General features: G+C 71.9%; 22 protein-coding genes, 1 tRNA gene and 1 pseudogene. 18 read left to right on the forward strand and 6 right to left on the reverse strand.

All coding sequences use genetic code 11. From position 1 onward, the window contains the following. Positions 1-51 precede the first annotated feature (51 nt). The 5 genes from corA to OHA65_RS32030 all read left to right on the forward strand — a co-directional run bounded on the left by corA (position 52) and on the right by OHA65_RS32030 (position 6,294). A complete protein-coding gene (gene corA, locus OHA65_RS32010) occupies positions 52-1,134 on the forward strand; it encodes a magnesium/cobalt transporter CorA (RefSeq protein ID WP_327279625.1) in 1,083 nt (360 codons plus the stop codon). 130 nt (positions 1,135-1,264) lie between these two features. Further along, the gene (locus OHA65_RS32015; RefSeq protein ID WP_327285865.1) at positions 1,265-2,098 is read left to right on the forward strand and encodes a chitosanase; all 834 of its coding nucleotides are present in this window, start codon (positions 1,265-1,267) and stop codon (positions 2,096-2,098) included. 399 nt (positions 2,099-2,497) lie between these two features. Next, on the forward strand, positions 2,498-2,851 hold the full coding sequence (locus OHA65_RS32020; protein WP_327279626.1) for a DUF805 domain-containing protein: 354 nt from the start codon (positions 2,498-2,500) through the stop codon (positions 2,849-2,851). A gap of 224 nt (positions 2,852-3,075) precedes the next feature. Continuing rightward, positions 3,076-5,295 (forward strand): NADP-dependent isocitrate dehydrogenase, encoded by a 2,220-nt coding sequence (locus OHA65_RS32025; protein WP_405762954.1) that lies wholly within the window; start codon positions 3,076-3,078, stop codon positions 5,293-5,295. Between the two features lie 174 nt (positions 5,296-5,469). Beyond that, positions 5,470-6,294: a hypothetical protein gene (locus OHA65_RS32030; protein WP_329315201.1), complete on the forward strand. Its 825-nt coding sequence runs from the start codon at positions 5,470-5,472 to the stop codon at positions 6,292-6,294. A gap of 101 nt (positions 6,295-6,395) precedes the next feature. Here OHA65_RS32030 and OHA65_RS32035 read toward each other — a convergent pair whose 3' ends face one another. Together OHA65_RS32035 and OHA65_RS32040 are read right to left on the reverse strand one after the other, a co-directional pair. Further along, on the reverse strand, positions 6,396-6,881 hold the full coding sequence (locus tag OHA65_RS32035) for a hypothetical protein (protein WP_327279629.1): 486 nt from the start codon (positions 6,879-6,881) through the stop codon (positions 6,396-6,398). Between the two features lie 106 nt (positions 6,882-6,987). Then, positions 6,988-7,329, reverse strand: coding sequence for a hypothetical protein (locus tag OHA65_RS32040; RefSeq protein ID WP_405763496.1), 342 nt, complete (start codon positions 7,327-7,329; stop codon positions 6,988-6,990). On the opposite strand from OHA65_RS32040, the gene OHA65_RS32045 reads away from it, so the two are divergent. The 5 genes from OHA65_RS32045 to OHA65_RS32065 all read left to right on the forward strand — a co-directional run bounded on the left by OHA65_RS32045 (position 7,286) and on the right by OHA65_RS32065 (position 14,017). After that, positions 7,286-7,672, forward strand: a complete 387-nt coding sequence (locus OHA65_RS32045) for a hypothetical protein (protein WP_405763471.1) — start codon at positions 7,286-7,288, stop codon at positions 7,670-7,672. The two genes, OHA65_RS32040 and OHA65_RS32045, sit on opposite strands and share 44 nt — an antisense overlap. Positions 7,673-7,775: 103 nt before the next feature. Then, complete coding sequence (locus tag OHA65_RS32050) at positions 7,776-9,446, forward strand: endo-1,3-alpha-glucanase family glycosylhydrolase (RefSeq protein WP_328764371.1); 1,671 nt, start codon at positions 7,776-7,778, stop codon at positions 9,444-9,446. A 163-nt stretch (positions 9,447-9,609) separates the two neighbouring features. Further along, positions 9,610-11,166, forward strand: coding sequence for an alpha/beta fold hydrolase (locus OHA65_RS32055; protein WP_371645432.1), 1,557 nt, complete (start codon positions 9,610-9,612; stop codon positions 11,164-11,166). Between the two features lie 13 nt (positions 11,167-11,179). Beyond that, a complete protein-coding gene (locus tag OHA65_RS32060; RefSeq protein WP_405762956.1) occupies positions 11,180-12,793 on the forward strand; it encodes an alpha/beta fold hydrolase in 1,614 nt (537 codons plus the stop codon). Between the two features lie 75 nt (positions 12,794-12,868). Then, a complete protein-coding gene (locus tag OHA65_RS32065; protein WP_327279633.1) occupies positions 12,869-14,017 on the forward strand; it encodes an aminotransferase class V-fold PLP-dependent enzyme in 1,149 nt (382 codons plus the stop codon). Between the two features lie 19 nt (positions 14,018-14,036). Here OHA65_RS32065 and cobF read toward each other — a convergent pair whose 3' ends face one another. Next, positions 14,037-14,789, reverse strand: a complete 753-nt coding sequence (gene cobF, locus OHA65_RS32070; RefSeq protein ID WP_327279634.1) for a precorrin-6A synthase (deacetylating) — start codon at positions 14,787-14,789, stop codon at positions 14,037-14,039. An 18-nt stretch (positions 14,790-14,807) separates the two neighbouring features. Between cobF and OHA65_RS32075 the strand changes: the two genes are divergently transcribed. Genes OHA65_RS32075 through OHA65_RS32090 form a run of 4 tightly spaced genes read left to right on the forward strand, consistent with a single transcriptional unit; the run spans position 14,808 to position 18,106 of the window. Beyond that, positions 14,808-15,563, forward strand: a complete 756-nt coding sequence (locus OHA65_RS32075; RefSeq protein ID WP_328764374.1) for a (Fe-S)-binding protein — start codon at positions 14,808-14,810, stop codon at positions 15,561-15,563. Positions 15,564-15,576: 13 nt separating this feature from the next. After that, entirely contained in the window at positions 15,577-17,076 is a 1,500-nt protein-coding gene (locus tag OHA65_RS32080; protein ID WP_327279636.1) for a lactate utilization protein B, read from the forward strand. Continuing rightward, on the forward strand, positions 17,073-17,711 hold the full coding sequence (locus OHA65_RS32085; protein WP_405762958.1) for a lactate utilization protein C: 639 nt from the start codon (positions 17,073-17,075) through the stop codon (positions 17,709-17,711). The genes OHA65_RS32080 and OHA65_RS32085 overlap by 4 nt, the downstream gene beginning before the upstream one ends. Positions 17,712-17,716: 5 nt before the next feature. Continuing rightward, positions 17,717-18,106 (forward strand): VOC family protein, encoded by a 390-nt coding sequence (locus OHA65_RS32090; RefSeq protein WP_327279638.1) that lies wholly within the window; start codon positions 17,717-17,719, stop codon positions 18,104-18,106. Positions 18,107-18,207: 101 nt separating this feature from the next. On the opposite strand, the gene OHA65_RS32095 is transcribed toward OHA65_RS32090, so the two are convergent. Next, on the reverse strand, positions 18,208-18,753 hold the full coding sequence (locus tag OHA65_RS32095; RefSeq protein ID WP_327279639.1) for a DUF309 domain-containing protein: 546 nt from the start codon (positions 18,751-18,753) through the stop codon (positions 18,208-18,210). 108 nt (positions 18,754-18,861) lie between these two features. Here OHA65_RS32095 and OHA65_RS32100 point away from each other — a divergent pair. Together OHA65_RS32100 and OHA65_RS32105 are read left to right on the forward strand one after the other, a co-directional pair. Next, positions 18,862-18,935 (forward strand) — tRNA-Pro (locus tag OHA65_RS32100). Positions 18,936-19,265: 330 nt separating this feature from the next. Further along, positions 19,266-19,496: pseudogene (locus OHA65_RS32105) on the forward strand (IS5/IS1182 family transposase); the annotation flags it as partial. A 162-nt stretch (positions 19,497-19,658) separates the two neighbouring features. On the opposite strand, the gene OHA65_RS32110 reads toward OHA65_RS32105, so the two are convergent. Next, entirely contained in the window at positions 19,659-19,859 is a 201-nt protein-coding gene (locus tag OHA65_RS32110) for a hypothetical protein (protein WP_327279640.1), read from the reverse strand. 119 nt (positions 19,860-19,978) lie between these two features. Here OHA65_RS32110 and OHA65_RS32115 point away from each other — a divergent pair, with 119 nt between their 5' ends. Further along, the gene (locus tag OHA65_RS32115) at positions 19,979-22,519 is read left to right on the forward strand and encodes a hypothetical protein (protein WP_327279641.1); all 2,541 of its coding nucleotides are present in this window, start codon (positions 19,979-19,981) and stop codon (positions 22,517-22,519) included. Positions 22,520-22,826: 307 nt separating this feature from the next. Beyond that, the gene (locus tag OHA65_RS32120) at positions 22,827-23,219 is read left to right on the forward strand and encodes a hypothetical protein (protein WP_327279642.1); all 393 of its coding nucleotides are present in this window, start codon (positions 22,827-22,829) and stop codon (positions 23,217-23,219) included. A 462-nt stretch (positions 23,220-23,681) separates the two neighbouring features. On the opposite strand, the gene OHA65_RS32125 is transcribed toward OHA65_RS32120, so the two are convergent. Beyond that, the gene (locus OHA65_RS32125; protein ID WP_327279643.1) at positions 23,682-24,311 is read right to left on the reverse strand and encodes a hypothetical protein; all 630 of its coding nucleotides are present in this window, start codon (positions 24,309-24,311) and stop codon (positions 23,682-23,684) included. Between the last annotated feature and the right edge of the window lie 280 nt (positions 24,312-24,591).

The following is a 24,591-nucleotide window of genomic DNA, read 5'->3' on the forward strand; positions in this document are numbered from 1 at the left end:
GGCGGTGGCAGACTGGCCGCTGATCCGTCGAAGGGAAGTACCTCGTTGTCCATGTTCAGCAACCTGCGCCGGGCCGTACGCCGTGGATACCGGCGGGCCGTCGACCTCAGCCACCCGGCGCGCTCCCCGCTCGGCAGCGCGGTGGTCAACTGCGTGGTCTACGTGGACGGCACCCGACAGGACGGGTGCGGCGAGGCGGAGGAGGCGCTGCGGCGGGTCCGCAAGACGGGCGACGGGTTCGTCTGGATCGGCCTGCACGAACCGTCGAAGGAGGAGCTCGCCGGGCTCGCCGAGCTGTTCGGGCTGCACCCCCTCGCCGTCGAGGACGCGGTGAACGCGCACCAGCGCCCCAAGGTCGAGCGGTACGACGACATACTGTTCTCCGTCTTCAAGACCGTGCGCTACGTGGAACACGAGGAACTCACCGCGACCAGCGAGGTGGTGGAGACCGGCGAGCTGATGGCGTTCACCGGCGACGACTTCGTCATCACGATCCGGCACGGCGGCCGCGGCACGCTCGGCCCGGTCCGCGAGAGCCTGGAGGCGGCGCCCGACCAACTGGCCAAGGGGCCCGCCGCGGTCCTGCACGCGATCGCCGACCACGTCGTCGACGACTACGTCGCCGTCACGGACGCGGTGCAGAACGACATCGACGCCGTCGAGACCGCGGTGTTCAGCGAGTACGGCGGCCGGGGCGACGCGGGCCGCATCTACCAGCTCAAGCGCGAACTGCTGGAGCTGCGCCGGGCGGTGGCCCCGCTGAGCCGGCCGCTCCACCACCTGGCCACGCAACCGATACCGGTGATCCCGGCGGACGCCCGCGCGTACTTCCGGGACGTCGCCGACCACTTGACCCGGGCCACCGACCAGATCGGCGCGTACGACGCCCTGCTGGACTCCATCCTCCAGGCGCACCTCGCGCAGGTGACCGTCGCGCAGAACGAGGACATGCGCAAGATCACGGCCTGGGCCGCCATCGTCGCCGTGCCGACCATGGTCTGTGGGATCTACGGCATGAACTTCGACAACATGCCCGAGCTGCACTGGACGTACGGATACCCGATCGTGGTCGGCGTCATGGCCCTCGCCTGCTTCGTCATCCACCGGGGCTTCCGCCGCAACGGCTGGATCTGAGCGCACTCGACTCCCGTCGGCCGCACGGGTATTGAGCTGTCCCGAAGTCTGGTAGTAAAGTTTCCTAACGAAGTCGGGTAAGGCTCAACTCCCCCATGGAGGTCTTGTGTTCACCCCCCACCGCAAGAGGATGGCCCTCGGCGCCCTGCTCGGCAGCGCGCTGCTCGCCGTACCGGTCGCCGCCCACGCGACGACCGCGTCACCCGCACCCGCACCTGCATCCGCATCCGCCCCCGCCGCTGCTTCGGCCGCGGCCGTCGGGCTCGACGATCCGGCGAAGAAGGACGTCGCCATGCAGATCGTCTCCAGCGCGGAGAACTCCTCGCTGGACTGGAAGGCGCAGTACAAGTACATAGAGGACATAGACGACGGCCGCGGCTACACGGCCGGCATCATCGGCTTCTGTTCGGGCACCGGCGACATGCTCGACCTCGTCGAGTACTACACGCAGGTCAAGCCCGGCAACGTGCTCGCCAAGTACCTGCCCGCCCTGCGGAAGGTCGACGGCAGCGACTCGCACGCCGGCCTCGACCCGAACTTCACCAAGGACTGGGCGAAGGCGGCCCAGGACGGCGAGTTCAAGAAGGCCCAGGACCACGAGCGCGACCGGGTCTACTTCAACCCCGCCGTCAAGCAGGGCAAGTCCGACGGGGTCGGCGCGCTCGGCCAGTTCATGTACTACGACGCCATCGTCATGCACGGCGACGGCAGCGACTCCACCAGCTTCCGCAACATCCGCAAGCGGGCCCTGTCCAAGGCCAAGCCCCCGGCCCAGGGCGGCAACGAGACCACCTGGCTGAACGCCTTCCTCGACGCCCGCGTCTGGGCGATGAAGCAGGAGGAGGCGCACAGCGACACCAGTCGCGTCGACACCGCGCAGCGGGTCTTCCTCAAGAAGGGGAACCTGAACCTCAACACCCCGCTCGACTGGAAGGTCTACGGGGACCCCTTCCACATCGGCTGAGCCGGCCCGGGCCTGCACCGAGTCCCGTCCCGACCCTGCGGTCCGGGCGGGACGCCCGTGCGAGCGGTGGCGCATGTCGCAGAGCCGTAACGATGTGGGTGCGGATGGGCGTGCTCCGCGCGGGATTCGGCCGTCTGCGGGCGGGCGCCGAGCGGCTCGGGAGTCTCTCCGGCATCACGAAACGGCTTCTACCGCCCCTGTTTCGTCACCCCGTGTGACCCGGTACGACCGGTGGGTTTCAAGGGGCTGGCGGTGCCGGTGATTTTGCCCATTGAACCCTGCAAAAGCGGCTCTTTTGGCGTCTTGTGAAGTGGCTTGACCGCCACGTAAGCGGGGCATAAGTTCTGCCCCGGCTTGCTCCAGCAGGACGGGCCGACGAACCGTCCTCTGGGGGGACACATGCACTACTACACCGACGTCCTGAAGAAGTACGCCGACTTCTCCGGCCGCGCGCGCCGCCAGGAGTTCTGGATGTTCTTCCTGTGCAACTTCGCTGTTGCGATCGTCGTCGCGATCATCGACTCCGTCATCGGCGCGAACATGATCATCTACGGCCTCTACTTCCTGGCGATCATCGTGCCGTGCATCGCCCTCACCGTCCGTCGGCTGCACGACATCGGCAAGTCCGGCTGGTGGTACTTCATCGGCCTCGTCCCGCTGATCGGCGGCATCTGGCTCATCGTCCTCCTGGCGACCGAGGGTCAGGCGCAGCCGAACGAGTACGGCATGAACCCGAAGGCCGTCCACGCCTGAGCAGGTCAGTACGCCTGAATGCCTGAGCGCCGCCACCGGCTGGAAACAGCCGGTGGCGGCGCTCTCGCCGTTCTGCGGGCCGTGCGGGGTCGTCCGGCGCCGGAGGTGACGCGCGTCTCCCCGGGACTCGGGCAGGGGGCTGTCCAGACCGGCCCGATCACGAGATATCTTGATGTCGAGCAATGTTGCAGACGAGAGACGCAGACTGTGGAGCGGAGCATCCGGTGACTGACTCGACCATCATCTACACGCACACTGACGAGGCCCCGGCCCTCGCGACGTATTCCTTCCTGCCTGTGATCCAGGCCTACGCGTCGACGGCCGGTGTGAATGTCGAGACCCGTGACATCTCCCTGGCCGGTCGGATCATCGCCAGCTTCCCCGAGCACCTTGAGGAGGGCCAGCGGATCGCCGATGCCCTCGCCGAGCTCGGCGAGCTGGCGAAGACGCCGGAAGCGAACATCATCAAGCTGCCCAACATCTCGGCTTCGATCCCGCAGCTGAAGGCCGCGGTCGCCGAGCTCCAGGGCCAGGGCTACGCGCTCCCGGACTACCCGGACGACCCGAAGACCGACGAGGAGCGCGAGACCCGCTCCCGCTACGACAAGATCAAGGGCAGCGCCGTCAACCCGGTCCTGCGTGAGGGCAACTCCGACCGCCGCGCCCCCGCCTCGGTCAAGAACTACGCCAAGGCCCACCCGCACCGCATGGGCGCCTGGACCACCGAGTCGAAGACGAACGTCACCACCATGGGCGAGAACGACTTCCGCTCGACCGAGAAGTCCGCCGTGATCGCCGAGGCCGGCACGCTCCGCATCGAGCACGTCGCCGCCGACGGCGCCACCACCGTCCTGCGCGACTCCGTACCGGTCCTCGCCGGCGAGGTCGTGGACGCCTCCGTCCTGCACGTCGACGCGCTGCGCACCTTCCTGAACGACCAGATCGAGCGTGCCAAGGCCGAGGGCGTCCTGTTCTCCGTGCACCTCAAGGCCACGATGATGAAGGTCTCCGACCCGATCATCTTCGGCCACGTGGTCCGCGCCTTCTTCCCGAAGACCTTCGCCCGCTACGGCGAGACCCTGGCCGCCGCCGGCCTGTCCCCGAACGACGGCCTCGGCACCATCCTGAACGGCCTGGGCGCGCTGCCCGACGCCGACGCGATCAAGGCCTCCTTCGATGCCGAGATCGCCGAGGGCCCGGCCCTCGCGATGGTCGACTCGGACAAGGGCATCACCAACCTCCACGTCCCGTCCGACGTCATCGTCGACGCCTCCATGCCGGCCATGATCCGCACCTCCGGCCACATGTGGGGCCCGGACGGCAACGAGGCCGACACCCTCGCGGTCCTCCCGGACAGCAGCTACGCGGGCGTCTACCAGGTCGTCATCGACGACTGCCGCACGCACGGCGCCTTCGACCCGTCCACCATGGGCTCGGTGCCGAACGTCGGCCTCATGGCCCAGAAGGCCGAGGAGTACGGCAGCCACGACAAGACCTTCGAGCTCGCCGCCGCGGGCACCGTCCGCGTCGTCGACGCCGCGGGCAACACCGTCCTGGAGCAGCAGGTCGCCAAGGGCGACATCTTCCGCGCCTGCCAGACCAAGGACGCGCCGATCCAGGACTGGGTCAAGCTCGCCGTCACCCGCGCCCGCGCCACCGGCGTCCCGGCCGTCTTCTGGCTCGACGAGAACCGCGCCCACGACGCGCAGCTGATCGCCAAGGTCAAGACGTACCTGGCCGACCACGACACCGACGGCCTCACCATCGAGATCCTGTCCCCGGTCAAGGCCACCGCGTACTCCCTGGAGCGCATCCGCCGCGGCGAGGACACCATCTCGGTGACCGGCAACGTGCTGCGCGACTACCTGACCGACCTCTTCCCGATCCTGGAGCTGGGCACCAGCGCCAAGATGCTGTCGGTCGTCCCGCTGATGAACGGCGGCGGCCTCTTCGAGACCGGCGCCGGCGGCTCCGCCCCGAAGCACGTCCAGCAGCTGGTCAAGGAGGACTACCTGCGCTGGGACTCCCTCGGTGAGTTCCTCGCGCTGGCCGTCTCCTTCGAGCACCTCGCGACCACCACCGGCAACGCCCGCGCCCAGGTGCTGGCCGACACCCTGGACCGCGCGACCGGCACCTTCCTCAACGAGGACAAGTCGCCGAGCCGCAAGCTGGGCGGCATCGACAACCGCGGCAGCCACTTCTACCTCGCCCTGTACTGGGCCCAGGAGCTGGCCAAGCAGACCGACGACGCCGCGCTGGCCGCCGCGTTCGAGGCGCTCGCCAAGACGCTGGGCGAGCAGGAGGAGACCATCGTCGGCGAGCTCATCGCCGTCCAGGGCAACCCGGCCGACATCGGCGGGTACTACCAGCCCGACGCAGCCAAGGCCGCGGCGATCATGCGGCCGTCCGCGACCTTCAACCAGGCCATCGCGACCCTCGCGTAAGGCCTGCAGTACCTGTTGGGTTCCGCCCCGGTCGGCAGCAGCCGACCGGGGCGGAGCCGTACCCGGCCCCGTACGCCGCCCGCGTGCCACGCGTGCGCCCATGACCGCGGGGGCCCCTGGCGCGCCTGTGGCGGGTGCGTTAGCGTGCCCGCCGGGGATCTGGGGGGAGTACGGGTGGCGCGTCGCAAGAACACCTCCTGCGCGGGCATCGGCTGCGCGGGTTACCTGCTGCTCAACGCGGTCGCGCTCGTCGGCGTCCTGCTCGCGCTCCCCGTGCTGCTGCCCGACCTGATGGCGCAGCAGACCCCGCCGGTCAAGGTGGAGGGCGCCGGCCAGTGGGCCGTCGTGTACGGCGTTCCGGTCGTCGTGGCCTGCGCGCTCGTCGCGTTGGCGGGCCGGGGCGGGCGCGTCGTCTGGTGGATGTTCCTCGTCCGGGTGGCCGTGCTGCTCGCCGCCGTGGCCGCCGCGGCCGGCTACGCCGAGGGCCGGGCGGCCGCAGCGCCCTGGAACGTCCGGATGTGCGTCGAGGCGTGCGCCGCCGGTTTCGCGGCGCTCGTCGTCTTCCTGGGCGTGCGCCGGTGGGACGAGGCGATCGGCGCGAGACCGCGGCCGGGCGAGGTCTGGCTGGCCATGGTGCCGCTGCGGGAGGACCCGCAGCGGCAGCTGCGGCACTACTGCGTGGTCCTCGCGACCGGACCGGGCGGCGCGCGGGTCGCCCAGATCACCAGCAAGGACAAGGACGGCCGGCGCGACCACATCCGGATCCCGAACCACGGCTGGGACGAGGTGTCGGGCCGCCCCCACTGGGTGGAGATCGGCCGGGAGCCGCGGGTCGTGCCCTACCGCAAGTTCCTCAAGTTCCGGCCCCAGGGGCCGTGCCCGGAGGCGGTCTGGGCCCAGCTCCGGGACCGGCTGCCCGCGGGCCCCGGGTCCGTGCCTGCGCCGCGGGCACCCGTACCCCCGCTGCTGAAGCGGATCCTGCGCTCGTACCGCGGCTGACCCGGAGCGCGCCGCGGCCGGCGCCGCGTCCAGCGTCCATCCCTCGGCCGGCCGGGTGGCCTCCGGCGCCGTCCGCACGGCCACTCCGGGCCGGCCGGGGCTCAGAGGCGGTGGACCCGTTCCCCCTCGAAGGCCAGCGGGGACCGGCCCGCGGCCAGGATGCGCAGTCCCGGGGCCGCCGTGAGCAGGTTCCGCAGCCACGTGAGCGTCTCGGGCGCGAGGTGGTCGGTGCCGTCCAGGACGAGGAGCATGTCCCGCTCCGCGAGCCACGAGACGGCGTCGGCCGTCCCACACGGCAGGAAGGGCATGCCCGGTACGCAGCCCAGCGCGGCCGTCAGTTCGCGCGGGCCGAAGGGCCGGTCCACCACGATGACGGCCACGCCGTCGCAGAAGTTGGACGAGAGCCGCTCGGCGATCTCCCGCACCAGCAGGCTCCGCGGCTCTCGGAACCGCCCGGTGACCGTCAGCACGCGGCCGCGCCGCACGGCGGTCAACAGCCGGGACAGCTCGTCGGACGTCGTGGGCAAAGTGCCGGCCCGGCCTGGATCCCTCATCGGCACGATGCCCCCCATTGCATGCGTGTCCATGCGCGACCAAGGGTTCTTTCGGGCCGCGTAGCGACGATTATGCGCCAGTTCTGCCGGAAGGCCAGGGGAATGTCGCATTCCGGAGAAAGGCCCGTGCCGCCGCTGATCAACGTAGTTGTACACACGGCGCACTTTTGTCCATGCTGCCAGGTGGGGCACCCAGGGCCACCCTCGCCCAGCGCGCCCGACCCCGCGCCGTCACGCCCAACCGGGGCGGTGCGGAGCCCGGGGCGCTCCGGCCGCCGCCGGTTCCGCCCGCCGCGCGGTGCCGTTTCAGGTCCTCCTCCCGGTAGCGCCGGGTCTGCGCGTGCCAGGGGGCGACCCCGGACATCCACTGCGTGAGCTCGTCCGCGTACCGGTCCAGCGCTGCTCGCGCCGCCGCGTCCAGCCCGAAGTCCCGGTACATGACGGGGAACTCCTCGGCCAGCACGTGCTCGAACTGCTTCATCCGCGAGGCCGTCACCGCACGGGGACCACTCCGTACGGGCCGCCTCCGCCGGCACCGCCATGGTGTGGAGAACGGCCGGCGCCCCGTCAACCGGCGCGGCGAGGCCGACATCGAACTCGCCCCGGCCGCGCGGGCGAGACCCTGCTGCAAGTGCGAACTCTCCCTCGCCCAGAGCGTCCTGCAGGTCCACGACCGCGTCGCCGACCTCTACGACGACCCGATGAACCAGTTCGAGCAGCAACTGCCCTCGCGCTGCGCACCAGCGAGGACCAGGAGGGCGTCATCGGCCCCTACTCGGCGGCCGTCCTCGTCCCCGACGCCCTCGGAGTCCTGGAGAACGTGAACGTCGCGGCCGCCCGATCCTGACGGTTGTCCGGCGGCCGCCGATCGGCTGTACTGCTGTGCAGTGCCGCACTCGGGGCACCGTGCAGGGGAGGGCACCCACGATGAGTTCGCACCGCCGCCGTCCGGGGTTCCGGGGTCGGCCGCTGCTGACCCTGCTGCTCGCCGCGTTCCTGCTCGTCGGTGTGGGCGCCGCCACCGGCATCGCCTGGGCTCCCTTCGACCGCGCCGTACGCCAGGACGCCTCCGCACCCGGGATCGGCACCCCCCGGCCCGCCGGGCCCGACCCGGGGGCCACGGGCCCCGCACCCGCGGCCACGGGTGGCGTCCCGCCCGCGCCCGTCCGGAGCCCGGACGGCACGGACCAGGACGCCGGCAGCGTCCCGGGCGCGGGGGACGCCGGAGCCGGGCGGCCCGCCGGAGCCCTGCCGTTCGACCTGCCCGGACCGGCCGCTCTGCACACCGGCAGCGCGGGCAGGAAGCTCGTGTTCGCGCACTACTTCACCCCGTACCCGCTCTCCCTGGACAACGCGAGCGCCGACGCCGACTACTACACCCGCAACTACCTGAACCCGGCGGGGGAGAACGGCAAGCACGAGCGGTACGGCGGCCTGCTGCGCGACCGGCCGTTGCCCGTCGCGCCCAAGCCGGGCAACTGGGAACTCGCCAACCTCGAACAGGAGGTGCGCACCGCCCGCGCCGCGGGCCTCGACGGGTTCACCCTCGACATGCTCTCCCTGTCCGGGCCGAACCGTGACCGCGCCGGGCTGCTGATGCAGGCCGCCCGTGCCGTCGACCCCGCTTTCAAGATCATGCTGATGCCGGACATGACCTCGTTGGACACCGACGACCCCGGCGTGCTCGCCGACGCCGTCGCGGCCCTCGGCAAGGCCCCCGCCGCCCACCGCCTCGCCGACGGCCGGCTCGTCGTGTCCCCCTTCAAGGCGGAGACCAAGAGCGTCGCCTGGTGGACGCAGGTCATCGACCTCCTCAAGAGCCGGCACGGCATCCGCACCGCGTTCGTCCCGACGTTCCTCGACTTCGACGCCAACGGCGCACGGTTCGCGCCGATCAGCCACGGCTTCTCCGAGTGGGGCAGCCGCAGTTACGTCGGCCAGGAGAGCGCCACCCGCGCCGTGCAGCGGGCCCACGGCTCCGGCAAGATCTGGATGCAGCCCGTGTCGGTCCAGGACGCCCGCCCCAACCAGGGCATCTACGACGAGGCCGGCAACACCGCGACCCTGCGCTCCACTTGGACCCATGCCATCGACGACGGCGCCGACTGGGTGCAGCTCACCACTTGGAACGACTATTCCGAGGGCAGCCAGTTCGCGCCGTCCCTGCACAACGGGTACGCCTACCTGGACCTGACCTCGTACTACCTGGCCAAGTTCAAGACGGGCAGCTGGCCGAAGATCGTCCGCGACACGCTGTACCTCTGCGCCCGCACCCAGTTCGCCGCCGCCGCCCCGACCGGCGCCCAGTCGCTGGTGATGTCCCCGCGCAAGGGCACCGCCGCGCCCCGCGACACGGTGGAGGTCCTCAGCTTCCTGACGGCCCCCGCGACCCTCCGTACGAGCGTGGGAACGGACCGGGACGCGCACGAGGCCCCCGCCGGAGTCCACTCCGAACTGCTCCCGCTGCGGCCGGGCACCAGTTCCGCGGTGGTGGTCCGCGACGGAGAGCCCGGCGCGGAGGTGGAACTGCCCTACGCGGCGGACCGCACCGTGCAGGTCCAGGACCTGCAGTACTACGCGGTCACCAGCGGGCGCTAGGGGCCTGCCGTCACAGGCCGTCGCAGGCCGACGGCGGGGCGTTTTCTCACCATATGCGCGGTTTCGTGCCAGCCGCTACCTTCGAAGAGGTGCGTTCCACCAACCCGCTGCGGCGCCGCCCGGCCGGGCGGCGCCGCAGGCGTCGGCACAGGAACGGGAGCACATGGCGAAGCACAGCATCAACGCGGCGGCTGCCGCGGCCGCTCTGGTCTGTCTGGCGGCGTTCGGTGGGACTTCGAGCAGTGCCGCGTCCTCCCTGGCCCCGTCCGCCGGGACCGGCCCGACCGCGACCGCCGCCCCGCGGTTCGTGCCCGGTGCCTGTCCCGAGCCGCCCGAGCCGATCGAGGCGCTGAACGGCGCGCGCTGCGGTGTCCTGGAGGTACCCGAGAACCGCTCCCGCCCCGGCAGCCGGACCATCGAACTGCCCGTGGCGGTCATCCCGGCCGAGGCGGCGAAGCCCGCCGCGGACCCCGTGGTGTTCATGGCCGGTGGCCCGGGGGCCGACACGTTCGACGACATCCCCTTCCTCGTCGAATCCGGCCTGAACCGCGATCGCGACCTGATCATCATGGCCCAGCGCGGGAACCTCTACGCACGGCCGCACCTCGCCTGCCCGGAGATCGACCGGTACAACAGGCAGGCCGTGGGCCTGCGCTACGACTCGCAAGCATCGAAGCGGCCCCTGCTGGACGCGGTGAAGAAGTGCCACGACCGCCTGGTGGCCGACGGAGTCGACCTCGCCGCCTACAACACCACCGAGAACGCGGCCGACTTCGCCGACCTGCGCACCGCGCTCGGCATCGAGCAGTGGAACGTCTACGGGTACTCCTACGGCACCAACCTGGCCCTCACCTACCTGCGCGAGCACCCCCAGGGCATTCGCGCGGTGGCGCTCGACTCCCTCACTCCTCCGGCGCTCACCGTCCTGCCCGTGACCTGGAGCAGCGTCCGGCAGGGCATCGACGCCATCGTCGGCGCGTGCGCGGCCGAGCCCCGCTGCAAGAGCCGCTACCCCGACGTCGCCCGCACGCTGACCGAGCAGGTGCGCAAGCTGGAGGCGCACCCGCTGGTGCTGAACGCCCGGCCGCCGCAGGGGGGAGACCCGGTCAAGGTCGACCTCGACGGCGGCGCCCTGCTGAACGTGCTCGTCGCCAACGGCGTCAAGCCCGTCGACGTCCCGGCGGCGCTCGACGAGCTCAGCCGCGGCCGACCGGAGCGCTTCGCGCGGGCCCGCGCGGCCGACTCGGCAGGGGCCGTGGGCGTGTGGGGCCACGGTCTGACGGAGTCGGTGGCGTGCGGCGAGTGGGTCCCGGGATCCTCTCGGTCCGACGTGCTCAACGCCGGGCGCAAGGCTTTTCCCGCATGGCCCGACACGGTATTGGCGCAGGCCCCGCAACTCCCCTTCCAGTACGACGCCTGCCGCATCTGGAACGTACCGGACCGCACCGCCGTCCAGCGGGTCGCCACCAAGAGCGCGGTGCCGGCGCTCATCGTCTCCGGCACGTTCGACACGAAGACGGGAGAGAGCATGGCGAAGGACGCGGCCCGTACGCTGTCCCGCTCGACCTCCGTGCGGATCCCCGGCATCGGACACTGGGTGGTCCCCCAATCGCCCTGCGCACAGCAGGTGCTGGCCTCGTTCCTCGCCCGTCCGACCGAGCCCGACACCGCTTGCGCGGCCGATGCGAAGCCGAAGCCGTTCACGATCGTCCCGAAGTGACATGGGAGGGCAGATGGCTCTCAACCCCGCGCCCCGTCGTCGCCCCGCCGTAGGACGGCGCCACGCCAGGTCGGCCGCGATGGCCACCGGGATCCTCATCACCGGCCTGCTCGCCACGCCCGTCCAGGCGCAGCGGGCCACGGGGGCGAGTCCCAGTCCCGGTACGCCCATCGGAACGGTGGCCCGGACGGTGGGCGACGCCCGCTTCGAGCCCGGCCCCTGCCCGAAGACGCCGGAGCCGGTCGCCGAGCTCAAGGGGGCCCGCTGCGGAACGCTCACCGTCCCCGAGAACCGCGCCGAGCCGACCGGCCGGAAGATCACCCTCGGCGTGGCGATCGTGTCGGCCGCGTCCGCCACACCGAAACCCGACCCGATCGTGTGGCTCGCCGGAGGACCCGGCGACGACGCGGTGGGGGAGGCGAAGATGGCGATCGACGGCGGCCTGAACCGCGACCGCGACGTGATCTTCATGTCCCAGCGGGGGACGTACTCGGCCGACCCGGTGTTCACCTGCCCCAACATCGACGAGTTCAACGCCCGTTCGGTCGGCCTCGTCTACGACGCGCCGTCCACCGGGAAGCTGCACGTCGACGCGACGCGCGCCTGCCGCGAAAAGCTGGCGGCGACCGGGGCCGACCTCGGCGCCTACAACGACACCGAGAGCGCCGCCGACTACGAGGACCTGCGTGCCGCGCTGGGCCTCAAGCAGTGGAACCTGTACGGCATTTCCTACGGCACCCAACTGGCGCTCGTCTACATGCGCCAGCACCCGCAAGGCCTCCGGTCGGTCGGCATCGACGGCATCCTGCCACCGTCCACGGCAGGGTCCGCCCTGACCTGGAGCGCCGCCAAGCAGGGCTTCGACGGCCTGTTCAAGGCCTGCGCGGACCAGCCGGCCTGCAACCGTCGCTATCCGAACCTGCCGGCCACCTTCAACCGGCTCGTCCGCCAACTCGAAGCCAAGCCGGTGACCACCACCGTCACGCTCCCCGGCAACCCGAAGCCCGTGAAGGTCGTCCTGGACGGCGGAGCCCTGGTGAACTGGATGACCTCCGCCACCCACGTGGCGCCGCAGGTCCCCATCGCGCTCGACGAGCTGGCGCACGGCAAACCGCAGCGGATCGCCCGTCAGTGGGCGGGCGGCAAGCTCAGCCCCCAAGCCATCGGCAGGGTCGCGCACGGGCTCTCCTACGGCGTCTTCTGCAGCGAGTGGACCCCGTACGAAACCCAGGCCCAGGCGCTCAAGGGCGGCCAGGACGCCTTCCCGACCTTCCCGCGCTCGGTGCAGGCCCAAGCACCGCAGCTGGCCTTCCTCCGGCCGGACTGCAAGGCCTGGAACGTGCCCGCGGCGGCGCCCTCGATCCGTGACGTCACGCGCAGCGACATCCCCACCCTCGCCCTGTCGGGCGGGCTGGACTCCCAGACCGGGGCCGACAACGGCCCGTACGTCGCCCGCACGCTGCCGAACGCCACCGTCGTCACGGTCCCCTACGAGCCCCACGTGGTGTTCGCGACGTCGAAGTGCGCCCAGGAGATCGCCGTCTCGTTCTTCGACACCCCGAAGAAGCCGAACACCAGCTGCCTCAAGGGTCTACAGCCTCCCGAGTTCGAAATCGGCCCCCGGTAACGACGGGCCCTGGGCCGGGGCCGGTCCGGGAGGCGATGATGCGGGCGACAGCCGCGCCGCACACCCGGAGGTCCCATGACCCGGCCGATGCCGATGCCGCCCGCCGAATTCCCCGGCGGGCGGTCCCTGTTCCGCCTCGATCCCGCCGTCTCCCACCTGAACCACGGATCGTTCGGCGCCGTGCCGATCCCCGTCCAGGAGGCCCAGGCCGCCCTGCGCGAGGAGGCGCACGCCGACCCCGACGCCTTCTTCATCGGCGCGGCCGACCGGATCGCCGCCGCCCGTACCCGCGTCGCCCGCCACCTCGGCGCCGACCCCGACGGCACCGCCTTCATCGCCAACGCCACCGAGGGCGCCAACCTGGCCCTCGACGCCGTCCCGTTCGCCGACGGCGACGAGATCCTGGTCACCGACCACGGCTACGGCACCGTCGTCGCGGCCGCCGCCCGCCGCGCCCGGATCACCACCGTCGCCCTCGACCCGTACCTACCCGACGAGGACGCCGTGCGCGAGACCGTGCTGGCCGGGCTGACACCCCGTACCAAGGCGGCGGTGCTCGACCACATCAGCTCGCCCACCGCCCGGCTCATCGCCTCGCCCCGGCTGCTCGCCGACCTGGCCGCCCGCGGGATCACCACGCTCGTCGACGCGGCGCACTCCCCGGGCATGATCGCGGACCCGCTCGCCGGCGGCGCCGACTTCTGGTTCGGCAACCTGCACAAATGGGGGTACGCCCCTTCCGGCAGCGCGGTCCTCGCCGTTGCCCCCGCACACCGCGCCCGGGTCCGCGCCCTGGTGCCCTCCTGGGAGGACGCGCACGGCTTCCCGCGCTCCGTCGAGAACCGCGCCACCGCCGACTACACCGGCTGGCTCGCCGCCCCCGAGGGCCTGGACCTCCTCGACCGCCTGGACGCCGGCAAGGTGCGGGCCCACAACAGCGCCCTCGCCGCCCACGGCGCGGCCCTGCTCGCCGAGATCCCCGGACTCACCCCGCTCCCGTACACCGAGGGCCTCGCGATGCGCGCCCTACGGCTGCCGCCCGGCACGGCCGAGACCCAGGAGGACGCCCGCGACCTGCGCGAGCGGATCGCGGCGGAGCAGGGCATCCGGGTACTGGTCTGGCCGTGGCCGGGCGGCGGCGGTATCCGTGTCTGCGGGCAGATCTACAACCGGCCCGAGGAGTACGAACGCCTCGCCGCCGAGTTCCCGGCCTACCTGCGCTGAACCCCGGCGACGAAGGGGCTCACCCGCGTCGGAGCAGGTACGTGTCCATGATCCAGCCCTTGCGGGCGCGGGCCTCGGTCCGGATCTCCTCGATCCGGCCAGCGACCTCCGCCAGCTTCCCCGAGACCAGGATCTCGTCCGGGGTGCCGACGTAGGCCCCCCAGTAGATGTAGAGGTCCTGGTCGAGGTGGGCCGTGAAGGCGTGCCGCGCGTCCAGCATCACCACCACGTCGTCCACGTCCTGCGGCCAGCCCTCGGCGAGGCGCCGCCCGGTGGTGATCTGGACCGGCCTGCCCACCCGGTTCAGGTTGGTCCGGTGCCGGGCCAGCAGCGCCGAGATGCTGCTGATGCCGGGCACGACCTCGTGCTCGAACGCCACCCGGCCGTGCTCCAGGACCTCGTCGAGGATGGCGAGGGTGGAGTCGTACAGCGAGGGATCGCCCCACACCAGGAACGCCCCGGTCTCGCCGTCCGCCAGGTCCTCGGCGATGAACCGCTCGAAGATCTCGGCCCGCGCGCTGCGCCAGCCGTCGACGGTCGGGGTGTAGTCGGTCGGGGTCCGGTCCCGGTCCGGATCGCGGCCCTCCACGAGCCGGTGGCCGGGGCGGGCGTGCGCGTCGAGCATCGCGCGCCGCAACCCGGTCAGATCCGCCTTCTCCTCGCCCTTCTCCAGGATGAGGAATGCGTCCGCCGCGCCGATCGCCCTGACCGCCTGGAGGGTCAGGTGGTCAGGGTCGCCCGCGCCTATGCCGATCACTGAGAACTTCTTCACCGGGCTATTGTGCCCATCATGCGTGCCGCCCTGTTCGTCACCTGCGTCAACGACGTGCTGTACCCCCGCACCGGCATCGCCGTCGTACGCCTGCTGGAGCGGCTCGGCGTCGGCGTGGACTTCCCGGCGGCCCAGGGCTGCTGCGGCCAGCCGCAGTACAACACCGGCTACCGGCGCGAGAGCGAACCCCTGCTGCGGCGCACCGCCGAGGCCTTCGCCGGCCACCCGTACGTGGTCACCCCGTCGGGTTCCTGCGCCGCGATGGTCCGCAGCCACTACCCGCGCATCGCCCGCCGGGCGGAGCAGGAGGGACGGGGCTCCGGGCTGGCGGCGCTCGCCGAGGACCTCGCCCCCCGCGTCTACGAGCTCACCGAGTTCCTGGTGGACGTCCTCGGAGTGACCGACGTGGGTGCCTACTTCCCGCACACCGTCACCTATCACCCCTCTTGTCACGGTCTGCGGGAGCTCGGGTTGGGCGACCGCCCCCGGCAGCTGCTCGCCGCCGTCAAGGGCCTGGACCTGGTCGAACTGCCCGGCGCCGAGGAGTGCTGCGGCTTCGGCGGCACCTTCGCCCTGAAGAACCCGGACGTGTCCGCAGCCATGGGCACCGACAAGGCCGACAGCGCGGCGGGGACGGGCGCGGACGTGCTCTGCGGGGCCGACAACTCCTGCCTGGCCCATCTCGGCGGGATCCTGCGCCGTAGGGGAGACGCGATGCGCACCCTGCACCTCGCCGAGATCCTGGCCTCGACGCAGGAGGAACCGCTGCGATGACGGGCAGGTGTGCATGACGGGCACGTTCATGGGGATGCCGGCGTTCCCGGACGCGGCGCGCGAGGCCGTGCGGGACCGGGTGCTGCGCGCCAACCTCCGGCACGCCACCCACACGATCCGCGACAAACGGACCCGGGCCGTCGCCGAGATGGCCGACTGGGACCGGCTGCGCGCGGCGGGCAAGGCCGTCAAGGACCACACCCTGCGCCACCTCGACCGCTACCTGATCCAGTTGGAGGAGGCGGTGACGGCCGCGGGCGGCACCGTCCACTGGGCGGCCGACGGGGACGAGGCCAACCGGATCGTCATCGCGCTGGTCCGGGCCACGGGCGGCAGCGACACGGAAAGGCACGAGGTCGTCAAGGTCAAGTCCATGGCCACCCAGGAGATCGGCCTCAACGAGGCCCTGGAAGCGGCCGGGATCGCCGCGTACGAGACGGACCTGGCCGAGCTCATCGTCCAGCTCGGCCACGACCGGCCCTCCCACATCCTGGTCCCGGCGATCCACCGCAACCGGGCCGAGATCCGGGACGTCTTCGCGGCGGAGATGGGCCACTGGGGCCGCCCCGCCCCGGACGGGCTCGGCGACGACCCGCGCGAGCTCGCCGAGGCCGCCCGCCTCCACCTGCGCGAGAAGTTCCTGCGCGCCAAGGTCGCCGTGTCCGGAGCCAACTTCATGGTCGCCGAGACGGGCACGATGGTCGTCTTCGAGTCCGAGGGCAACGGCCGCATGTGCCTGACCCTGCCCGAAACCCTGATCTCGGTGGTGGGCATCGAGAAGGTGGTCCCGACCTTCCGGGACCTGGAGATCTTCCTCCAGACCCTGCCGCGCTCCTCCACGGCCGAGCGGATGAACCCGTACACCACGATGTGGACCGGGCTGGGTCCATCGAAAGGGGCGGACGGCGACGGCCCCTCCGCCTTCCACCTCGTCCTCCTCGACAACGGCCGCACCGACACCCTCGCCGACCCGGTCGGACGCCAGGCCCTGCGCTGCATCCGATGCTCCGCCTGCCTCAACGTCTGCCCGGTCTACGAACGCGTCGGCGGCCACGCGTACGGCTCCGTCTACCCCGGGCCGATCGGCGCCATCCTCAGCCCCCAACTGCGCGGCACCGGCAGCGAGATCGACGCCTCACTGCCCTACGCGTCCACCCTGTGCGGGGCCTGCTACGAGGTCTGCCCGGTCGCCATCGACATCCCGGAGGTCCTGGTCCACCTGCGCGAACGGGTGGCCCAGGGCGGCCCGGTGACCCGCGAGGGCATCCGCGTACGCATCCGCCCGGCGCGGGGGCACACCGCCGAACGGGCCGCGATGCGGGCCGCGCGACTGCTCCTGGAGCACCCCGGAGCGCTGCGCGCGGGGGAGCGGCTGCTGGCCCGGGCCCGGCGGCTGCGCCCGCGCCGGCTGCCGGGACCCGGACGGGCCTGGACGGACAGCCGGGAGCTGCCGGAGTTCCCGGCCGAGTCGTTCCGCACGTGGTGGGACCGGGAGCGGGGAGAACGGGCATGAGCAGCAGGGACCGGATCCTGGGTCGGATCCGCCGTGCGACGGAGGACGGCGCCCCCGACCCCGCCGTCCCCCGGGATTACCTGCGGGTCCACGGCACCCGCACCCCCGCCGGGACGGCCGACCTCCTCGCCGCGAACCTCGCGGAGTACCGCGCGAAGGTGCACCGCACCGACGAGGACGGGATCGCGCCGCTGCTGGCCCGGCTGCTGGCCGCCCGAGGCGCTCGAACGGTCCTCGTCCCGGCCGGCCTGCCCCCGCACTGGCTCCCGGCCGCGGGCCCGACCCGCGTTCACGACCGGGCTGAGTCCACCCCGTACGAACTGGACGCGGTGGACAGCGTGGTGACCGGCTGCGCCCTGGCGATCGCCGAGACCGGCACGATCGTGCTCGACGGCGGCCCCGGCCAGGGCCGGCGCCGCATCACCCTGATCCCGGACCACCACGTGTGCGTGGTCCGGGTCCCGGACCAGGTGGTGGACTCCGTCCCGCAGGCACTGCCCCTGCTGGACCCGACGCGGCCACTGACCTGGATCTCCGGCCCCTCCGCCACCAGCGACATCGAACTCGACCGGGTGGAAGGCGTGCACGGTCCGCGCACCCTGGAGGTGGTCCTGCTGACCGGACCAGCACAATGAGTGCCATGTCCGCCTACATCGCCCTGACCGCCCTCGTCGTCCACGACTACGACGAGGCCATCGACTTCTACACCCGCGCCCTCGGCTTCACCCTCGTCGAGGACACCCCGCGCCCGGACGGCTCCCGCTGGGTCGTGGTTCGCCCGCACGGCGCCACCGAGGCGGCGCTGCTGCTGGCCCGGGCCAAGGACGACGCCCAGCGCTCCCGGGTCGGAGACCAGACGGGCGGCCGGGTCGGCTTCTTCCTGTACACCGACGACTTCGCCCGCGACCACACCCGGATGACCGCGGAGGGCGTCCGCTTCCTGGAGGAGCCGCGCCATGAGGCGTACGGCTCGGTGGCGGTCTTCGAGGACCTCTACGGCAACCGCTGGGACCTGCTGGAACCCGCATAGCCGGGACAGGGCCCGCCGGCCACGACGGCCGGCGCCGCCCGACCTGCCGCCCAGCCCAGCCCAGCCCCGCCCCGAGCCGACGGCAGCGGCCGTCGACCGGGTCAGACGGGGCTCGGTCGGTCGTCCGGCCGTGAGCCGAGCAGCCGCGGGGCCTCGGTAGCCGCGTCGACCGCCGACCCGGCCTCCACGCGCCGGGCCAACTCCCGGGCCCAGCGAACCAGGCCCGCCAGGTCGATCCCGTACGGCCGGCCGGCCCCGCCGGTTTCCGCCGACCCGGCGACCGCGTCGGGCCCGGCCAGGGCAACGGCAACGGCGTCGGCCCCGCGGCGCAGCAGGCGGGCCCCGCCGACGGCGTTCCCGCGCGCGGCGTGCGTGAGTCCGACCGCCAGCTGTGCGAGGGCCCGCCACAGCGGGGCCTCGGCCGGCGGCCCGGACTTCCAGGCGTCCTCGAACACCTCGTGCGCGTGGAACGGCATCCCGGCGTCCAGCAGCCGCTGTGCCTCGGCCACCGTTTCGGCGGGAGCCCGTACGACCCCCTCGGGCTGCCGCTCCACCCCCGGCTCCCCGTAGGCCAGGGGCCGCCCCAGCCCGTCCCGCGGCCGCGCGCTCCGCGCCCGTCCCTCACCGTCCCGATCCCGTGCGTTCACCCCGTCATCCTCCCCGCCGCCGCAAACCCGTGCATGCGCACCCCTCTACGTGGGGTAATGTTCTGCATGTGCCGCCGGGACGGGGGAAACCCCAGATCAACGGCACAACGGGACGTGGCGCAGCTTGGTAGCGCACTTGACTGGGGGTCAAGGGGTCGCAGGTTCAAATCCTGTCGTCCCGACTTTTCGAAGTCGCAGGTCAGGGGCCGTTTCAGAGCAATCTGAAACGGCCCCTTGATCGTTTTTGGGGCCGGGGTCTGTTTCATCAGTGGATCAAGGTCTGTCGTGGTCCACTCGTGAGGCGAGGAGATCTGACGAGCGAGCAATGGGCCACGCTGGAGCCGTTGTTGCCGGTGGGCAAGAAGCCGGGGCGGCCTCCTGTCTGATCCAAGCGACAGCTGATCAACGGCATGCGCTGGCGGACGCGGACCTGCGCGCCCTGGCGTGACGTTCCCGCACGTTACGGCGGGCTGCAGGTGCCCGCAAAAGGGGGATCTGCGGCGGGACGAATCCGGCGGAGTCGCAGTCGAGGCCGCCGACCACGGGCTCGGACGCTCACGCGGTGGACTGACCACGAAGGTGCACTTGGCGGTCGAGCACGGACAGGAGCCGCTGTCCTTCCTGGTCACCGCGGCCAGCGGCACGTAAGTCCCCGGTTCCAGCCGGTCCTGGAGCGCATCCGGGTGCCGCGCGTGGGCGTCGGCAGGGCGCGCTGCCGGCCGGACCGAGTCCGGGCCGACAAGGGCCTACGGGTCCCCGAGTGGCTGTGATCGCTACAACGATCCGCGATTCTCCGGGCCGGCGTGCGACCCTCCGATCCAGAAGGTCAGCGCCTTCCGTCCACCTCCCAGCGACCGCCGCATCTGCGCCTGAGCCACCTCCGCGCCGGTCTGCCGGGAAGGCTCTCAGGGCCGTAGCGCGGTGAAGGCTGCGGTCAGGGCCGCGGCGAGGGTGAGGACCGCGGCGAAGGCGGTTGCGGCCCGGATCGCAGAGGCGGGGTAGGTGGCGCCGTCCAGGCGGGCGAGCTTGCCCGCCGCGGCGGCGGCCAGCAGGGCGACCACGATGACGAGCGCCGTGGTGAGGAGGACAACGGCAAGATTGGGCACGACGATCTCCCGTGTGACGTTGGGTCGTTGACGGTGTCGACAGTGGCGCAGGGCATGTGCGCCGGGGTTCGCCGGACGAAGATGAACAGCAGCGAACACGCCGAGTCCGGGGGAGCGACGTGCACGACGAGGAGACGGCGCACGGGGTGGCGCTCGCCGAGCTGCGCACGGCGCTGGCAGACGGACTGGCCCGTCGTGGGTTGACGGTGACGCAGCTCGCCGCGCAGGCGAGGCTGGGCCGTACGACCGTGCACGAGGCACTTCAGCCCGACGCGGACATTCCCTCGGCGAGGACGGTCGCGGCTCTGGCCCGCGTACTGCGCCTGCCGGAGCAGGAGCTCTTGGACCTGCGGCGGACCGCCGCCGGAGAAGCCGCACCCACCACCCAGTCGGAGCGGCGGCCGGGGCGGCCCATCAGCGAATGCAACCCGTACGACCTGGAGGTCCACTCCGCCGGCCTGATCACCCGCCGAGAAGAGCCCCGCAGAACACCGGAGCCGGTACTGCCCGGCTACGTGCCACGAGCCCACGACGACGTCCTCACCGATGTTGTGCGCGACGCCGCTGACGGCCACAGCAGGATGGTCGTCCTGGTCGGCTCCTCCTCCACGGGCAAGACCCGGGCGTGCTGGGAAGCCGTCCAGCCGCTCGCCGAACAAGGGTGGCGGCTGTGGCACCCCTTCGACCCCACCCGGGCCGAGGCAGCCCTCGGCGATCTCGAACGGGTCGGGCCCCACACGGTGGTCTGGTTCAACGAGGCCCAGCACTACGTCGGCGACCTCCGCCACGGCGAGACCATCGCCGCCGCCCTGCGGACGCTGCTCACCGCCCCGGCCCGCGGTCCGGTCCTGGTACTGGGCACCCTCTGGCCCGACTACGAGCGCGCCTACAGCGCGCTCCCGCAGCCCGGACAACCCGATGAACACGCCCAGGCGCGCGAGCTGCTGGCCGGGCGGACCGTCCCGGTGCCGGAGTCCTTCGACCAAGCCGCGCTGGAGGCCGCCCGCGTACTGGCCGAGGGCGGAGACGCGGTCCTGGCCGCGGCCCTGCCCCGTGCCGCCGATGGGCGTCTCACTCAAGATCTCGCCGGGGCGCCCGAGTTGCTGCGCCGCTACCGCACTGCCACGCCGCCCGCCCGTGCCCTCCTGCACGCCGCCATGGATGCCCGCCGCCTCGGCGCCGGCCTCCACCTGTCGCTCGCCTTTCTCACCGATGCCGCCACCGACTACCTCACCGACCACGAGTACGACGCCCTCACCCCCGACTGGGCCGAACGAGCCCTCGCCGAACTCGCCCAGCCCGTCCACGGCCGGCTCGCACCCCTGCGCCGCACCCAGCCACGCCGTACGCGCCGAGCCCCCGGCAGCCCCACCGCACCGACCGACGCACCAGCACCGGGCGTCGTCTACCGGCTCGCGGACTACCTTGAGCAGCACGGCCGCGACCAACGCCGTCCCCTGTGCCCGCCCGCCTCCTTCTGGCACGCAGCACACGATCACCTCACCGGCCCCGACGACCTTGAGCGTCTCGCGGCCGCCGCCCGCGACAGGCTACGTCTGCGGTGGGCTCACCATCTCTACCAGCGCGCCGGGACCCCCTTCGCCCGCACACAGCTCGCGCTCATCCGGGACGAGATCGGAGACCGCGAGGGTGCCGAGCAACTCGCCGCGCAGGCAGCCGAAACCGGCGACGGCTACTCCCTCATCGAGCTGGCCTTCATGCGGGAAAGAGCCGGCGACCTGGAAGGTTCCGACCGTCTCCTGACCCAGGTCGCGGACACCGGGGAACCGGGCACGGCCACCACCGTGGCCCTCACCGTCCTCGGCCGCCGGCGCGAGAAGGCCGGAGACCTCGACGGCGCCGAACAACTCCTCGCCCGGGCCGCCCGGACCGGGCACCCCGGTGCGTTCACCTCCCTCGCCCGCATCCGTGAGAGAGCCGGTGACTTCCAAGGCGCCGAACAACTCCTCACACGGGCCGCCCAGTCCGGGCACCCCTCCCTCACGCTCACTGCCCTCGCCCGCATCCGTGAGAGGGCCGGAGATCTCGAAGGCGTCGAACAACTCCTCGTCCAGGCCGTTCAGACCGGCCACGCCAGTGCCCTCACGACCGTCGCCGAGATCCGTGAGAAGGCCGGAGACCTCGACGGCGCCGAACAACTCCTCGCCCAGGCCGCCCAATCCGGCGACGCGTACGCCTTCGTACAGCTCGCCCGCATCCGTGAGCAGGCCGGCGACGCCGAAGGCGCCGAGCAACTCCTCGCCCGCGCCGTCCGGAGCGGCGATCCTCACGCCCTCATGGCCGTCGCCGAAATCCGCGAGCGGGCGGGAGACCTGGAGAAGGCCGAACACCTCATCACGCAGGCGGCCGACACCGGCCACCCCGGCGCCGTCATCCAGCTCGCCGGTATCCGTGAGAAGGCCGGCGACCTCGAAAGCGCCGTACGCTTCCTGAGCCAGGCGTCCGAAGCCGGTCATCCCTTCGCGTTCGACCAGCTCATCGACATGCTGGAGCGGTCAGGAGATCTCGCAGCAGCCGAACGGCTCCTCGCGCACGCCGCAGACTCCGCCAGACTGCGGCCCGTCTCCCCCCAGCCGGCCGTGTACCGCTTGTGGCCGTACGGGCTTGAGCCCGACGGCACGCCGACCCCGCCCTGGTGAGCGGCACGGGAACGGCCACCGTGTCTCCGCGAGGGGCCCGGTCCGTTCGGGTGACGAGGGATCGTTCCTGCGTATCGGTCGGGGATCGGGAGCCGGGTACCGCGCCGGTTCACGGCTAGCGTCGGGTTGCGCGGCCGACCGGAGCCGGCCCCTCGGCCCGTGACCGGGCCGGACGGCATCCGTCCACGGGCTGCTCCGTGGACGCCCTCACGCACCACGGTGATTTTGCCGCATTGACCCCCGTCCTCATTTATCCAGTACTGCTGCGATTCCATGAAGGGGCTCGACCGTTCCTGGGTGCAGCAGAATGTGGGAATGGTTCGGAAACGCCGCCACGAGGCGTCCTGCGCTGCTCGGCAATTCGGCGGAAGTACTGTTGCTGAGCTGCGCCGTGTCGTTGAGCAATGCCCAGTTCGGTATTTCCGACCAGCGCGTCCTGCCCGCATCCACGCTGGTGCGACAGACCGGTGAGCGTGTGCGCAGCGAATTTCCGGAGGCTGCCGGAACCAAATTGTCCATCGTGCTGAGCGTGGCCGATCTCCAGGCTGCGGGTGTTGCTTCCGGGGTGGACCGTTACGCTCGCCAGTTGTCATCGATCACCGGCGTCGCCGCGGTGGACACGACCACCGGTTCCTACCGTGCTGGTCATCGAATCACCCCGCCGACCCGGCACATCACCGGTTCACCGGAGAGGGCGTGATGCTCCTGAACGTGCGGATTCCCTCGGGTGCGCAAGCGCCGACATCCGAGCGCGTTGTGGACCGGATTCGTGCACTACTCGCCTTCGCTCCGCGGATCGTCGGAGGAACTACTGCGCGCACAGCGGACAAGAAGAGGGTACTGTCCCGACGTGTTCCTTTGGCCGCGCTCTTGGCCGGAGGCAAACGGTCGCCCTTGCCGTTCTCAGCCTGAGCGCCGGAATGGGTTGCCTGGTCCCCATCTTCCAAGAAATACATGTGAGGGGTGGCTTCACCGTCACCGGCAGCTCGAAATCAGAATGCTTCTGCTGATGGTCTGCATCGCCCTCGGTCCACAGGGACCTTCGACAGAACCGTGACGACGCGGCCGCCGACCCACCTCGGTCGGCGGCAGGCTGCCGCGGTGTCCGGGACACCGTCCCGTCGTCGGACGAGTCCGTGTCGGGCCTCCTCGCGCCGCCGGGTCAGGCGTTCGCGGCCGCGGCCGCGAACGGGGCGGCGTGGGTCGGGAGGCTCGCGAGGACGGCGACCCATGAGCCGTCGGCGAAGACGATGTCCATGCGGCCCTTCTGGAGCACTCCCGTCGGGTTGGCGCGCACCGCGGTGACGGCAGGGCGCGGGGCTTCCCAGTACTGCTTCAGCACCGGCGTCATCCGCCACAGCGGCGAGACGTCGGTGAGGCCGAACCAGCGCCGGTCGGTGACCGCGAGGACGCCCGTGACCGAGCCGCGAGCACTCGCGCGGCCGATGAGGAAGCGCCCGGCCGCGCTCCGCCAGTCGCCCTCCATGCTCTTGCCGTGCATCAGCCGCGAGCCGAGCTGCTCCACGACGTCCGGTGCACGGTCGATCGCGTCCGCCACGGCGGCGGGCTTCGACCGCCGGGGGTCGAGGACGCCGCCCGCCGCGAGCAGCTGTCGCAGCGGGCGGGGGGCCTTCGCCGCGACCTGCCGGGCGAGTGCCGACGGCTCCGCAGGAGCGAGCAGGGCCTCCGGCGGATGCGGTACACCGGGGCCGAGTTCGTAGGAGCAGGCCGCGATGAGCCGCTCGCCCGGGTGCAGGAACTCCTCTGCCTGAGCGCGTCTCTCCTGGTTCAACGTGGTTGCTCCTGTTCTGTCATGGGGACGGTGGAGTTGGATGATCGGGTCCGACCGAGGGTGATTGTCTCCCGAGCGGGCCGCGGGCCGGTGGCGGGATTCGGCCGTTCCGTGGGGTGGCGGTCGGGGGCCTCGGGTGGGGGCGGGGGCGCTCGCGGGCTGTGGTGGTCCGGGGTGCGGGGCGGTTGCGGCCCGGAGCCGGTACCTATGGGTTTCGGCCAGCGGGGAGAAGCGTCAACCTCCTTGCAGTGTCCAGATCATGACCTGCTGTCAAGGGTGG

Origin of the sequence: Streptomyces sp. NBC_00045, assembly GCF_045041095.1 — a bacterium.
Taxonomy (GTDB): Bacteria; Actinomycetota; Actinomycetes; order Streptomycetales; family Streptomycetaceae; genus Streptomyces.